The 14,985-nt window shown below is 44.6% G+C and carries 8 protein-coding genes; 3 read left to right on the top strand and 5 right to left on the bottom strand.

Features of this window, described 5'->3' with window-relative positions; all coding sequences use genetic code 11:
• Positions 1-11 precede the first annotated feature (11 nt).
• Positions 12-914: an accessory Sec system S-layer assembly protein gene (locus AC3EBE_RS08330; protein ID WP_488594555.1), complete on the top strand. Its 903-nt coding sequence runs from the start codon at positions 12-14 to the stop codon at positions 912-914.
• Positions 915-1,943: 1,029 nt separating this feature from the next.
• Here AC3EBE_RS08330 and AC3EBE_RS08325 read toward each other — a convergent pair.
• The 4 genes from AC3EBE_RS08325 to AC3EBE_RS08310 form a co-directional block, all read right to left on the bottom strand.
• Positions 1,944-5,468, bottom strand: a complete 3,525-nt coding sequence (locus tag AC3EBE_RS08325; protein WP_488594554.1) for a S8 family peptidase — start codon at positions 5,466-5,468, stop codon at positions 1,944-1,946.
• Positions 5,469-5,697: 229 nt separating this feature from the next.
• Positions 5,698-6,777 (bottom strand): hypothetical protein, encoded by a 1,080-nt coding sequence (locus tag AC3EBE_RS08320; RefSeq protein ID WP_488594553.1) that lies wholly within the window; start codon positions 6,775-6,777, stop codon positions 5,698-5,700.
• Between the two features lie 20 nt (positions 6,778-6,797).
• On the bottom strand, positions 6,798-8,240 hold the full coding sequence (locus tag AC3EBE_RS08315) for an MBOAT family O-acyltransferase (protein ID WP_488594552.1): 1,443 nt from the start codon (positions 8,238-8,240) through the stop codon (positions 6,798-6,800).
• A 337-nt stretch (positions 8,241-8,577) separates the two neighbouring features.
• Entirely contained in the window at positions 8,578-10,572 is a 1,995-nt protein-coding gene (locus AC3EBE_RS08310) for a phosphodiester glycosidase family protein (protein WP_488594551.1), read from the bottom strand.
• Between the two features lie 232 nt (positions 10,573-10,804).
• Here AC3EBE_RS08310 and AC3EBE_RS08305 point away from each other — a divergent pair, with 232 nt between their 5' ends.
• Positions 10,805-11,851, top strand: coding sequence for an S-layer homology domain-containing protein (locus AC3EBE_RS08305; RefSeq protein WP_488594550.1), 1,047 nt, complete (start codon positions 10,805-10,807; stop codon positions 11,849-11,851).
• 154 nt (positions 11,852-12,005) lie between these two features.
• Here AC3EBE_RS08305 and AC3EBE_RS08300 read toward each other — a convergent pair whose 3' ends face one another.
• Complete coding sequence (locus AC3EBE_RS08300; RefSeq protein WP_488594549.1) at positions 12,006-13,286, bottom strand: S-layer homology domain-containing protein; 1,281 nt, start codon at positions 13,284-13,286, stop codon at positions 12,006-12,008.
• Between the two features lie 485 nt (positions 13,287-13,771).
• On the opposite strand from AC3EBE_RS08300, the gene tagU reads away from it, so the two are divergent.
• Positions 13,772-14,704, top strand: a complete 933-nt coding sequence (gene tagU / locus AC3EBE_RS08295) for a polyisoprenyl-teichoic acid--peptidoglycan teichoic acid transferase TagU (RefSeq protein WP_488594548.1) — start codon at positions 13,772-13,774, stop codon at positions 14,702-14,704.
• The last annotated feature ends 281 nt before the right edge of the window (positions 14,705-14,985 follow it).

Here is a 14,985-nt window from a genome sequence, read left to right as displayed (position 1 = left end):
GGAAAATGAAGATGTTTTCTTTTTTCAAAAAAAATAAACAAGATAAAATTGAGAAACAGGGCCAGGACTCTGTTATTCCTTCAAAAGAATTGCTGAATGATGAGGTGGCGGCAGAAGAGCAGGAAGTATACACAGAGCTGTCGCTTCACCCATCAATGGATGTTCCCCAGGAAACGCAATACGTCCTGCGTTTCCTGAACAATGAGCTTCCCCCATTGAAGCCGAACCAGGTTTCACTAGCGGGAATCGAGCTGCGGGCTGAAGAGGACCAGCTCATCGTTTCAGCTTTTGTCCGCAACAGTGTCAATAAAGGAATTCGCCTCGCGGAATCGCCGATCTTGCTGATTGGACCAAACGGTGAGCATCTGGCACGCCGCGTATTCAACCTGGCAGAGCTTGGCGAGATCCCTGCAAAAAGCAGCAGGCCTTGGCATTTCGCTTTCCAGCTAAGCGATGTCCTGTCCGCAGAAATTCCTTCAGAGGGCTGGAAGCTTGCTTTTGAAATCAAGGCACCGCATCGCCTTGACCTTGATCCTTCATGGGAAAGCAATCTTCCTGCTAAGGAAAAAGAAAAGCTGGCCCAGATGGTTGATTCACTTGGCGCACCAAATGTTGGCGAAGTCAATTTCATGGGACTGCAGGCAAAACAAAACGAAAATGGCGGTTTAAGCGTCACCTTGCTGATCCGCAACGGCAATGACAAGAACATCCAGCTGCACCAGCTTCCGCTCCAGGTGGAGGATGGCTCAGGGCAAACCATTGCAAAAGGCGGATTCGCGCTGGATAACTTCGAAGTAAAAGCTAACACAAGCAAGCCATGGACATTCATTTTCCCAAAAGAATTGGTGCTTACTGACGAGCCTGATCTATCCAAGTGGAAGGTCCAGATTGTTGAGCAGAAGGAAACGGTATAAATAAAATCCGACTCGTTATGAGTCGGATTTTTTTGGGGGTAATTTTTATCCCGATCCATATTGAAGCACTCTCCATTATTGCACCATGGATAGTTTCAACAGCCCCACCAGTGTTTTTCTGCCATCTTCGCAATTCTGCCGTAATCAGCTGTCTATTCGGACAGATTTTCGTGGGTCCCAGCTTTTTCTGTCCAAATTAGCCCTCTATTCGGACAGTTTTCCGGACTTCTCCCCTTTTTCTGTCCGAATCAGCCCAACATTCGGACAGTTTTCCGGACGTCTCCGCTATTTCTGTCCGAATCAGCCCTCTATTCGGACAGTTTTCCGGACGTCCCCGCTTTTTCTGTCCAAATCAGCCCGACATTCGGACAGTTTTCCGGACGTCTCTGCTTTTTCTGTCCCAAATCAGCTCAACATTCGGACAGTTTTCCCTTTGTCTCCGCTATTTCTGTCCGAATCAGCTCAACATTCGGACAGTTTTCCGGACGTCTCCGCTTTTTCTGTCCGAATCAGCCCAACATTCGGACAGTTTTCCGGATGTCTCCGCTTTTTCTGTCCGAATCATCCCTCTATTCGGACAGTTGCCAGGGCCGTCTCTGTTTTCCTTTACAAATAAAAAACCTTCAAAGATACAGCTTATTCTCTACTAAAAATAGTATGCCAGCTACACACTTCATAGTTTTACCTATAACTATAATGCTTATTATTTCCACAAACAAAAAAATGAAGAGTACCTGCATCTAAACAGGTACTCTCCATCGGCCATAACCAACCCTTGCACATTTGAAAATACAAAACAGGAATTGTGCTACAATCCTATTTTACCACGTTGGCATCTTTATACAAGGATAAAATAAGAAATATTGTCATATTTAAGCAGTATTTTTAATTGTAGCCTTTTAAGGTTATCTTTTCAAAATCATTCAAATCTTTTGTATTTTTTGGTTATTTAATATATCTTCATGACTACTTTTCTGTTACACAAGAAAAAATGAGAGAGTTCTAAGGACTCTCTCATTTTACATTATCTTACTTCATATAGACTTTAAGCTTATATGGCTTGATAGAAGAGCTACCGTGGAAGTCAGTGATCTTCACCTGATATGTTCCCTTTTTCAGGGAAGCTGATAAAACTTCCGGATCGCCTTCTGGATAGAAGTCTGCTGATGAAATCAATTTGCCATTTTGATAAAGCTCGATTTTACCGTCGGTTTCGATGGAGCCTTCCAGCTTGATTACGCCAGATGCATTGCGGTCAAGTGTAAAGGTGTACCAGTCTTCATCTCCGAAGGTCAATCCAGAATTGAAGTTGCCTACAGATTCCCATGTGTTGGCTGTAAGCTTCTTCATTTTTACAGGATTGGAGGCTTTGTTGTTCGTGACCTTGTTGCCTGCATCCTCGTCCTTAGCATTTGCCGCTGCAAGTGTCAGCTTGTATGGCAGCAGAGTCAGCGGTGTATTACTTTCTGGCCAGCCGGCAGCCACAATGATGTAATTGCTGCCTTTTTTCGCCTTGAAGGAACCGAATGTGTAACCGCCATACACGCCTTTTTCAATATACTGGGCATACGGGTATTCTGCTTCATCAAGCTTGCGATTTTTGTTTTTGTCTTCAATAACCTGGACGAAGCCGTAGAATGGGCTGATGATTTCCTTTGGAAGCCTGCTCAGCTCTTTTGTAAGTGCTCCGCGCTCAATTGTTACGCCAAATACCTGGGTTGCTTTGGATTGGAAGTAGAAGACGTCCTGGTCGTTCGGCATGCCGAAATTGCCTTCGACGACTGAGCCCGGAATGTCTTTTACCTTCTCAAGCTTGTCATTGTCTTCATATTTATCCATTGCATTCTTCGTTACAAGCTTTGAAGTGAATGAATATGGATCGAAGCTGATCTGGTTTTTCATGTAATCATTGTTCAGCTTGATGAAATACTTCTCGCCTTTCTTGAGGCCAGTGTATACCTTAGTGTTAAAACCATTGCCGAACATATCCCATGTTACATTTGTGCCGATATAGTTCAGCCATTGGATTTCTTCGCCATTGTCCAGCTTATCGGTCTCAAGCTTATAGATTTCAAACCAAGGCAAATTGCCTTTGTTGCTGAGAGTGAATTCATAAACTCCTGTTTCCTTCGCGCTTAGGCTGAACCAGTCCTCATCTTCGAAAGTAGACAGATAGCCTTCGCCGCGCTGCCCGATTGTGTATGGGCGGGCATTTTCCTGAACCATATTGATGTATTCCATTTCAGGATTTTCTTCGTGTGCTGCTTTATAGGATGAAGCGATTTTCATTCGTTGCTGCTCAAGCATTCCTTCCTCCATGCCTTCTTCAGGCATTGGCTCTTCCATGAATGGAAGATTGTCCTCATCAGCCGGCATGACTTTCCCGGTGATGCTGAACATATAAGGAACAAGCGAGCTTTCCGGCTTTTGGCTCGATTCCATGAACATGTCAAATCCATAGAAGAACTCGTACATGCCATAATAGTTGCCAGGGTTATTCGATACTTTTACCGCGTAAGGAATTCCTGGTTCAGCAGTGAATGTAAGCACTTCTTCTTCACTGGTTCCTCCATTGTTCGCATAATACATTGGCTCGATTTCTTCGCCATGCTCACCTTCATGCGCTGCCTGATATTCCCCTTTTTCCGGATATTCACCTTCAGGCATTTCGCCGCCTACCGGCATTAGCATATCAGCAGGATAAACGCTGATCGCCGTATTCGCACCCGGCACAGCACTTACTTCAAGCTTGACGAGCTGGCGTTCTTCAACGGAGAAAGTGAAGTAATCGTCGTCAGTACCATCCCTTCCCGTAAAAGTGAGCGGATTTTCATCCGTGCTGAATGGAATCGCTTCGATCGCCACTGGATTCTCCAAATCTGAATCATCCGTTAAATAGCCGACCATCTTATTGACCTGCAGCGTGTATTTCGATAGCTTTTTCGCAGAATCATCATAGTTCGCATTTACGTCCTTCACTCCGATTGCAAGGACACCGTCAGCTGGTGCCGTGAACAGCTTTCCTTCTGCCTTGCCTTCACGGACCTTATTGATTTCATGGATGCGTTTTGTGCTTGAAGACGTGAAACGCATCATCATCTTGTAATCGTACTTGGAAGCTCCAGATAAAACTGCCTGGATGTTTTCTCCCTTTTTAACATTGAATTTGATCCATTTTTCTTCATATGGCTTGGTGATGGCATCTGTGAATAAAGCTTGGTTATCAACCTTCACAGACTTTGCAGCTGCGAAGATTTCTTTTTCCGTCAGCTTCTTATTCACTAATGCCGGCAATTTCTTTGTGTCAAATTGAAGCGCTTTGACAGGGTTCACTAGGCCGTTTCCAAATTTGACATCGAAACCTTTTTCACCAAGATCATCTGCAGTGTGCTCGAGTATGTACTCTACCTGCGCAGGTGTGAGGTTCGGATTTTTGGATAGCAGCAGCGCAGCCGCTCCGGCAACTACTGGCGAAGCCATCGATGTGCCGCTCATCTTCCGGAAGCTTGATAGCTTCTCAGGTTCATAGATGGTGCTGTACACTTCTTCACCTGGTGCTACAACGTCAACGGAAGGTCCGTATGAAGAGTAGCTTGACAGTTTTTTATATTTATTAGTTGAGCCGACGCTGATGACCCCTTCATAGCCTGCAGGATAGTTTGTCCAATCGCTGGCATCGTTTCCTGCTGCCGCCACGATGACTACATTGCGGGCAACCGCAAACTTGACGGCTTCCTCAATGACTGGTGATGGCATCGGTCCGCCAAGGCTCATATTGATGACCTTCGCGCCGCTTCTGACAGCCTCCATGATTCCTTCAGCGATGGCAAAATCGCTCGCTCCCCAGCCGCGGTCAAAAACGTCAATTGATAGGATGTCGGCATCAGGTGCGACTCCATAGCCGCCAATGCCATTGTCCTTTTTGGCCGAGATGATCCCGGCTACATGCGTGCCGTGTGAATCGGCCATTCCAGGGCTGATTGGATTGACGGTGTTTTTACTAGAAAGGATTTTACCTTTAAGATCCGGGTGATTGCGGTCGATGCCTGTATCGATTACAGCGACCTTCACTTTATTTTTTCCAACGAGCTTCTGTGCCTTGGCGACCTGCAGCTGAGTCAGATGGTACTGATCTCCTACTTTCGGATCGCTCATGCCAAGCTGCTGGTAAAGGACAGATGGAGTGACGGATACTACTTTATCCAGCTGCTGGTATTTAGAAATGACGGCATGCAGGTTCTGCTTGTCCTTCACTTTTACAACAGCGTAATTCATTCCCGAGACTTGACGTACGAGAGTGCCTCCCAATCTCTTATGCTCTGAAGCTGTAAGAGGCTTCTGGTACTTGATGACCAAAGTATCTTCGCTAAGCGGTGACTTCTTCTGATTCATCTTCTGTTGCAGCAATGGTGAATTGACTGAAACTGCGGATATCCCCACATGCTTTCCAGCAGTCGTTTTTGCAAATGCCGTTCCTGTTGGCACGGACGCCGCGCCTGCTATCAGGCTTGCACTTACGCCAATCGAAACGAGGTTCTTCTTCCATTTCCCCACGTTCTCTCCCCCTGTCTTTCTTTCGTTGGAATTCATATCCAATTTACATGTTACTCATTTTAGTAGAATTTTACAACTAATAACATGCAAGGATTTCCAGCAGCAGGCGACATTTTCTGGTGGATTTTGTTGGAATATAGCAAGGGATTATGGGGTGGTGGGGATAATATACTTTTAGGAATTTTTTCAGAGATAAAAAAATAGCTGCCTGGGATTGGCAGCTATTTTGCTAGTTTTTGCTCGCGGTCAGCGGCTGTTCTTTTAACTGATCATAGGAAAAATTCTTAAGCTGGTTTGCGAGACTTTCCACCTTTTCCTTATACTCTTCTTCTGATTGGATTGGTTCCGTTGTGGCCATCTTCTCAAGAAGGAGATCATTTACATAAGGAAAGTAGTGAGAACGGTCAATATAGTTTCCTACGTTAAAAGTGATCTCCGCTTCATCCTGGAAATCATAGACTGCGGCGTTTTGATATTTTTCAAGTTCATTATAGATTTCGAGCTTCGCCTGCAGGCGGTCCTGATTGATTGAAGGCATTTTTTCCTGAATAATCATATGCCGCGTGATTGGATATGGTGTGTAAAGGAACGTGAATTGCGTATCAGGATACTTTTTCAGCATAGGCAGCATGTTTTCTTTAAAGCTTTCGACGTACGATTCAAGTGTGTGGGCAGATGCTGGCGGCGCACTTTGCCCTTCCAGCTCCTTTTTCATCGCTTCGATGGTCAACGGCTGCTTTTTCTCGCCGAATTTATAAAAGCTGTATGGGTCGACATCCGATTTTACCAGATGCTGATTTTCCCATTGGTAATCAATCTTCTTGAATGCCTCATAGCTCAGCAGGTACGGCAGGTCGTTCACGATGTTGCGGTCGTACAGGAATTTCGGGAAGGTGGCATCCACACGTTCTGGATCACCAGCTAATGAGTCATAATTGATTTCCCAAAAAACATGCTTCACATCGTGCGATTTTAGCGCCAGCTCGACCGCCTTCCTCTGCTCCCTGGCAGATGAACCGGAAATCGTGGCATTGAAAGATGTTGTATCCCAAAGCTGATTGATTTTGTCCTCTTTGAAGTTATGGCCCATTGAGGTGCCGACAAACAAGGTTTCGTATTCCAGATTCCTGATCATCCCGGGAATCTGGTAGCGCATATTGAAGTTTTTCGTGAACGTACGTTTATAAACCCCTTCTTTATGATAATAAACATACGGGTCGGTCACGTAGACGATTCCAGCAATGAGCAAGAGCACTGCTGCGAAGACGATGAAAAACTTAAGAACAAACTTCTTATAGATTGGCTCCACTTGCAGAACTCCTTTGAGATTTAAAAGTTAAAATACAGGAACTCGGAGACTTTTCCAAGCTGTAAAATCGATACGATTGAAATTAGCACTATAAATACCATGTTAAGATTCGATGGACTGAAACGATCCAGCATCTCGAACGAGTTTCTTCTCGTTGTGGTGATGATCAGGCCGAGGATGACCAGGATGACGCTGGTTGCTGTATAGAGCATCGGACCGTCCGGCAATAGGCTGACATTGAAAATTGGTTCGAGCAGTCTTGCTACCCGTGTTGGCAGCTCGATTTTTCCCATGCCGAACATTGTCTTGAGAATAACTGTCGCCTGGGCGATGGTTTCAGCCCGGAACAGTACCCAGGCCGCGTTGACGAACTGGAAGGTGATGAACCATGCGAGCCATTTTGGCATTGAATAGCCGCGGCGGCTCCACCAGCGATAAATGACCGATGCCAGGCCGTGCAGGAAGCCCCAGATGATGAACGTCCAGCCTGCGCCGTGCCAGAAGCCGCTGACCATGAAGATGATCATGATGTTGATATAGGTTCTGGATGGGCTGATCCGGCTTCCTCCCAGCGGGATGTAGATGTACTGGGTTAAAAAGCGGCTGAGCGTGATATGCCAGCGGCGCCAGAAATCCTGGATGTTGAGCGCCTTGTATGGCGAGTTGAAGTTGATTGGCAGCCTGACATTGAATAGCAATGCCGCTCCTACTGCCATATCGCAGTATCCGCTGAAGTCGAAATACAGCTGGAAAGTGTAGGATAACGATGCGATCCAGGCTTCTACGATATTCAGGTCGAATGCATTTGCGAAGCCGTCGGTCGCCCATATTGCGAACGTATCGGCAATCATGACCTTTTTGAACAGGCCGATGCCGAAAATGTATAAGCCGAGCGAGATATTTTTTGCGTTCATGCGTGAGTTTTCGTTATGGAACTGGGACATGACCTCTTTGTGATGGACAATCGGCCCGGCAATCAGCTGCGGGAAAAACACGACGAACAGCATGTATTCATCGAACCGGTAGCCCTTTGTTTCATAACGGAAGCTGTCCACCAGGTAGGCGATTTGCTGGAACGTGAAAAAGCTGATCGCCAGCGGCAATGCCAGGTGAAGCAGCGGGAAATCTGCCTTCGCAACTGAGTTGATGGTAGTAAGGAAGAAATCCGTGTATTTAAAGTAGCCAAGTAAAATGACATTGAATATGATGCCGATCGTTAAAGCGATCCTGCGCGTCTTGAGGTGGTCACTATTCGCCAGATAAGTACCGACGGCATAGTTGACGACAACCGAAATGAGAATCAGCGGCAGATAGCTGATATTCCACCAGCTGTAGAACACCAGGGATGCCACTACCAGCGAAATCTTCGCCAGTCTCGATAAGCCCGCATATTGGAGGGCGAAGTAAATTACAAAAACAGAAGGCAGAAAAAAGAATATAAATTCATATGAATTAAATAACACAGCACACGCACCCTCATTAAAAATATTTACTGCACAATTATACATAAATTAGCGAACAATGTCATTTCAAGGAGAGAAATGGAGATTTGTGGAATGTAGGTGCATGGCGGTGGATGTGGATGTGGATGTGGAGTTGGGTGTGGGGACGGCTTTAACACTGTAAAGCACTGGGGGTCTGACCCCCAGTGCGATTGTGCGGTGATGCGGTGATGTGGCGGGGGTCAGACCCCCGGGACGGTGATGCGGTAAATTATGAAAGGACCAGTCTCCGGCATTGTGCTTTTGCCGGAATGACTGGTCCCTTTTGTTCCTATGATTATCGTAATCGCTGTTTTTGTTACCTTGTTACTGCCCTGTACAGGAACAATGCGTATTGGATGCGGTCTACGCTTTCATTTGGTCTGTACTCGGTTCCGTATCCTTTTGTGATGTCGTTTGCATACAAGCTTAGGACGGACTTGTAAGCAAAGCTGGACGGTGGCACGTCTGTAAACGGCATTTCACCTGATGGCTGCAGTTTAAATGCTCTCTCGAGGATCGCTGCCATCTCTGCACGGGTCAAAGGCGCATTCGGGTCAAATTTTGTTCCGCCTTCCTTACCGTTGATGATGCCTGCATTTGTGATTGCTGCAATTTCTTTATAGAAACGGTATTCCTTAGGAACATCCACGAAATTGACATCCGTTATATTGGACGTATCAAGCTTCAATGCCCTTACAAGCAGCAATGCTGCGTCCAGGCGCTTCAATGTTGTAGCAGGACGGTATGTCCCATCTGCATATCCTGCGATGATATCGCGATCATACAAGTACTTGATTTGCGGATAGTACTTACTTGTGCTTGGGACATCAGAGAATGGTGATGCCACAGCCGTTACCTTGATCGGAATCTCTTTTGGCGGTAAATTTCCATAAGTTGCGACAATCACACCGTCGCCGGTTTTAGTCGTTTTTAAGGTAGTGCCTTCAAATGAACCTAGTGTACTGGATAACTTCAATTTCGCCGGGTCTTTTGCCAGCGGGTTGTAGAATTGGTCTAAAACATATTTTAAAGATACAGTGATGGATTCCCCTATTGTTACGGATGAGCTGGACACCCCTACTCCAAAGGTGCTTTCAGTACCGATTGGTGCTGTGCTGATGGCTTGTAATGAAGTATGGACTGCCCTTTCCCATCCATCAGATGGCTTATTGATTAATGACGCCATATCATTGCCATATTTACGCGCCAGCATCGTTGTTGAGCCGCCGCCATCAAGATTAAGAGCTTTATAGGCTCCAAGCTTTACAAGGTACTGGGCGAATTCAGTCAGGTTCATTCCCTTACTGTAACCCTCTGCCCTGCCATCTACTGTAACCATGAAGACTTTCGTCAATGTGCGGTCAACCGCAATAGCAGTTCTTGGTGCACGTTCCAATGCACGTTGGCTCTTTGGATCGATACTTAAAGAGACAGCACCATTGTCAACTAGTCTAGGGCCGCTGGCAAGCATGTATTGCGCACCCTTCCACTTATCGTCAATATCAATGGAAACCTCTACTTGATCGCCGATGTTCATTCCTTTTAAAAACTGGAGGTTCTCGGTGCCGTGTGCAGACAGGACGAAGCCATCTGCCGGAATAGCAGTATTGGTTGTTGTGTTATACGGACGGATCGCACTGACGGTCCCAGTGATTTTATCACCGAATTTCAAGTCTTTATTTTTCGAAGCGCCTGTAAAAATCACTTCCATCCCGTACTGGTTAGAATTCGTATACTGGCCATATTCAGGAGTGAATAAAATCAGGTTATTCTCTGTCCTGACTTTGTTAACGCTGGTAATTTCCATAGCGGTGCCGTTATGGGCAGCTGAAAGATCTAAATCAAAGTAATCAATCATGGCTTTTTTTGAAGCATTAATACCAAAGGCAATAGGTTCATTGACATACTGGTCACGCCCGGAAGCGATGATTCCAGAGTTTACTAATGTATCATTCTGGGCGATTAGATACATTGGCAGCTTTGTCTTCGTGTCAAAGAAAGATCCATTAACTGCCCCTACCACTCTATTTCCATCACGATGGACCAATTTTGCCTGGGCAGTAGTGCCTGAAATCGTACCGATTTTCGGCACAGATAAATTCAACTGTGTATATTGATCCTGGAGATTAACCTCCAGCACCTTAATAGACTGATCATATCCATTGATCACTTCTCTATTTTCCTTGTACTTTACACCAGATGACACTGGGTATTGTTCATATGTAGCCGCAAAACCAGATTGCAGCGCTGCTGACTGAAAGACAAGAAAACTTGCAATGACTCCGACAACAACCTTCTTTGCTAAATTCAACTCTTTTCCCCCTAAATATTATTCTTCCATTATCTGTTTCTACCAAAATATTTTTACCATATCCAACAAATTTTGTCGAATGGCTAAGGAAGGATATAATTAGCTGTTTTTACATAATAAGCCTGATTTTTACCAGTTTTTTAGGTCTCAAAAACCCTTAAATTACCAATATATTTATCTGAAAATTACCGGTAAAATTTAGCTGATTAAAGAATAAGGGGGAAAAATGCAAATGAGGAAATTGTTCGCTTTTTTGTTTTCTTTTACATTGCTTTTCAGTTTGCTTAGCAACTCATCTGCTTCAGCTGCAACTACTTTTAAAGATATCGATTCGTCGCCGATGAAGTTCTACATAGAGGAGCTTGCAAAAAACAAAGTAATTACCGGATATGCGGATGGAACGTTCCGCCCGAAGGAAAAATTAACACGTGCCCAATTCGCTAAAATGCTTGCATTGGCTATGGAGCTGCCACTGGACGCAAAGGCCGCCGCACAATTCACCGATTTGGCTGACTGGTCAAGACCTTATGTCGGTGCTCTTGTTAAGGCAGATATCACGTACGGTAAATCAAAGACTTTGTTTGGTTCTAATGCGCTGATTACCCGTCAGGAAATGGCTGTTATGTTCGTGCGCGCCATGGGGCTTGAGGAGTTCGCCGGGCTGCTTGAATATGATCCAGCATTTGCGGATTTTTACAAGGTTTCAAGCTGGGCACAGCCTCATGTCGCGTTTTTAAAGGAAATTGGTTTTATTGAAGGAAACGGGCAGTATTACTTCCCGCAGGATGCCACAACACGTGAAGCATTCGCCAAACTAACCTACAGATTTAAGATGGAAGAAGATAAGTATTTCGAACGCGCACTGAACCGGATCATCCTGGAGATGGTGGAAGAAGCCGTCGATGTGACGCTGATTGACGAGGATACAATTGAAGTAACATATGATGACGGCGAAGTTGTAGAATACGATATCGCCTACTATCTCCAAGGTGTATACAAGTCATTCCAATATGATTCACTTGCCTACCTTGATGGATTTGCCTGGCAGCAGATGACCTCTGCTGAAAAGAAGGAAATCATCATGTTCGCCATCAGCTACTGGGACAGCGAGTACAGCGAGTACATGCTGAAAAAGACACCAGAACAGGCATACAGCATTCTCCTAAGCAGACTGAACACCTACTATGTAAACAGTACAAACAACAAAGACAACCTGCTCAAACAACTAGTATGGAGCGCAGTCGACACCTACACAATCGAGTACATCGGTGAAGAATAAATTCTCTTCACCACTTTAAAGCGCCGGGGGTCTGACCCCCGGCGCTTCACCGTATCACCGTGCTGGGGGTCTGACCCCCACCTCACTAAAGCAGTAACGCATTAACGCCCTGGGGGTCTGACCCCCAGGGCGTTAATACGTTAAAGTGCCACTATTATTTTACTGTTACGTTTAGTGTCAGGGTTGTTGTGTTTTTGGCTGCGTCTGTGAATGGTGCTTTCAGGACGTATGTGCCTGCTGGGATGTTGTCATAAACTGCATCGTTGATCAGTTCCCAGCTGCCGTTTTTGTATTGCAATTGTCCCCATGTCTTGCCTTCGCCAGCTTTTGCAGCTTCCACTGTTGTGGAATCAAGGGTAACAATGACATTTGCTGGGGCTGTACCGAACTTGTCTACTACTGACATCTTCATGCCGTCAAGGTTAGCTGAGCCGTTTGTTCCTGCCAATTCAACACTTGCAGTTGTTTTTCCTGCGAAGTCGAATGCTGCCGGAGTTGCAGTGCCTGCAAGAGTGATTGATCCCTTACCTGCAACAGGAGCAGCAAAATCCACAGCCAATTCCAGGTCATCAATATATAGAGTGCCTTCTTTGCCTTCTAGGCTTGGAGTGATATCGAACGTTACAGTCTTGCGGTCTGCTGTAAGTTCTGCGTTCAGCATTTTAGGAAGAGTGATCGATCCATCCTTTGCTTCGAAGCCGATCATCAGGCCTTCAGCAACATCCTGAGCTGTAAGTTCTTCTGGAGCTGCTTCATCGATTGTAACCTTCAAAGTATTATAATCTACGATTTCTGCAGACTCTGCATATGGATAATACATATTTTCATCAATGAACATGAATGTTCTGTACAGGAGGTTAGCAAAGTCACCGCGAGTGATGTTCATATTTGTTCCGAAGGAGTCCTTTGTTTTACCAAAAGTGATCTCCGTGCCATATAGCGCTTCAATATAAGGTCCGAATGCACCTACAGCATCCTTAAATGGAGTTTCCTCAGCATAGTCCTCAAGCCCGAAACTTAGTACAAGGATTTTCGCCATAGCACCCCGTGTCAATTGCAGGTTTGGAGCAAATTTGTCCTTGCTCACACCAGAAATGATGCCTGCTTCCGCCAAAGCGTTAACAGAACCTTCAATACGCGGAATCAAGTCAGTGAACCCAGCATCAGGTGCATTCTCTGTATCCAGACCAAGAGCGTTAGCCATGATAACAGCAGCATCTCCACGAGTCAGATTGTTGTTTGTTCCAAATGTTGTTTTAGATGTTCCATTAACAATTCCCCACTCATAAAGTGCGCCAACTGCTTCATCATAGTTTGCGCTTACATCTTTAAATGGATGAAGAGCTTCAGCAGATGCTGCTGGCGCTACAACAGAAACGACTACTGCAGCTGAAGTACCTGCAGCAAGGAATTTTTTAAAAGAGTGATTTGCCAAGTTAATTCCTCCTGGAAAAAATAATAATAATTTGCTAGCTTTACAAGATATATCCTCTCTTGCTAAAAAGATTTTAACAGATTTAATGTTTTTGAAATACATGTAAATATTCCCTAATACATTTAGAATAAAATGGCATAAACACTGGCATTTAAGCCCTCTTTTAACAGCAGCCCTAGTTATTTCTAATTAGCTATTTTATTATCTTGTGCTGACAGTTTTAAATTTGGATGATTTCAGGAATCGAAGCCCTTTTCCACAGGATTTTGCACTACTAAATTAAAGCCCTCAAAAATCAATTCTGCAAATCATTTCCCTACCGGCATAGTTTTGTATTAAAGTACGAATATCTTGTTAAGGATAAAGAAGGCTTGATGAATTGAAGCAGTTCAGCTAAAGAGAGGTAAGTTGCCCTTTTAGCGTTTTGGCTGGTTCCATTTTTCCGATTATCTAAAAAGCGAATTACATTTGGAGGTTTCTTACTTATGCCACGTACAACCACAAGCAAAAAAAAGAAGTGGATCACCATCCTTTCCGCATTCTTCTTACTCATCATTTCTGCAGTTGGGATTTATGCTTATTCCATTTATAAATCATTCAATGAAACAGTTGATACGATGCATCAGCCAATCAGCCGCGAGGTTTCTGAAAAACGGGCACAACCTATTACTTTGGAAAAAAAGGAGCCATTTTCTGTTCTGATGCTTGGCGTTGATGAGCGCGATGGCGATAAAGGCCGCTCGGATACAATGATTGTCCTTACTGTTAATCCCGATCTGAATTCGGTAAAAATGCTGAGCATCCCGAGGGACACCAGGACGGAGATCATCGGCAAGGGCAAGCAGGATAAAATTAACCATGCTTACGCTTTTGGCGGGGTCGAAATGTCGATGGATACAGTCGAAAACCTGCTTGATATCCCGCTCGACTACTATTTGCAGATTAATATGGAAGGATTCCGTGACATCGTTGATGCGGTTGGCGGAGTGACCGTTGAAAATGACCTTAGCTTTAAATATGGCGGTTATGAGTTTCCGAAGGGCCAAATCCAGCTTGATGGCAAAAAGGCTTTGGCCTTTTCAAGAATGCGATACGAAGACCCAAGAGGTGATTTTGGCAGGCAGCACAGGCAAAGGGAAATCATCCGGGCAGTCATCCGTGAAGGAGCCAGTCTTTCTTCGCTTGGGAATTACGAAGAAATTCTCGCAGCTCTGGGCAGCAATATTAAAACAAACATGACTTTTGGCGAAATGTACAATATCCAGTCCAAATACAAGGAGGCTGGCAAAAAAATTGAGGAGCTTGAGCTGAAGGGGACAGGCGGCAAAATTGGCGGGATTTATTATTATCAGGTAGAGGATGCCGAGAAACAAAGGGTTCAGGAAGAATTAAAATCACATTTAGAAATAAAAGAATAAAAATTTTTTTAGTAATAAATCCTTAAATTTTTTACTCACTTTATCCAATTAACGTCTAAAATTATCCAATCAATAGAGATTAATTCCTATAAAGATGGCGACAATAGTGAAATCTGTGATTTATTAACATAAACTGCATTATTTTGCCATAATAAAATACCCTTATAAAAGTTAGTTAGCTAGCGTAACCTATAGTAGATTTTGGTTGAATAGCCACTTTGGGCTTCCCCCTCTTCTGGTAAAAGACGGGGGTTTTTTTATGCCCTTTTATCGTTAGCAGA

This window comes from Mesobacillus sp. (assembly GCF_057785455.1).
The sequence above is the reverse complement of the archived record's forward strand: the minus strand, read 5'-3'. Positions and strand labels throughout refer to the sequence as shown.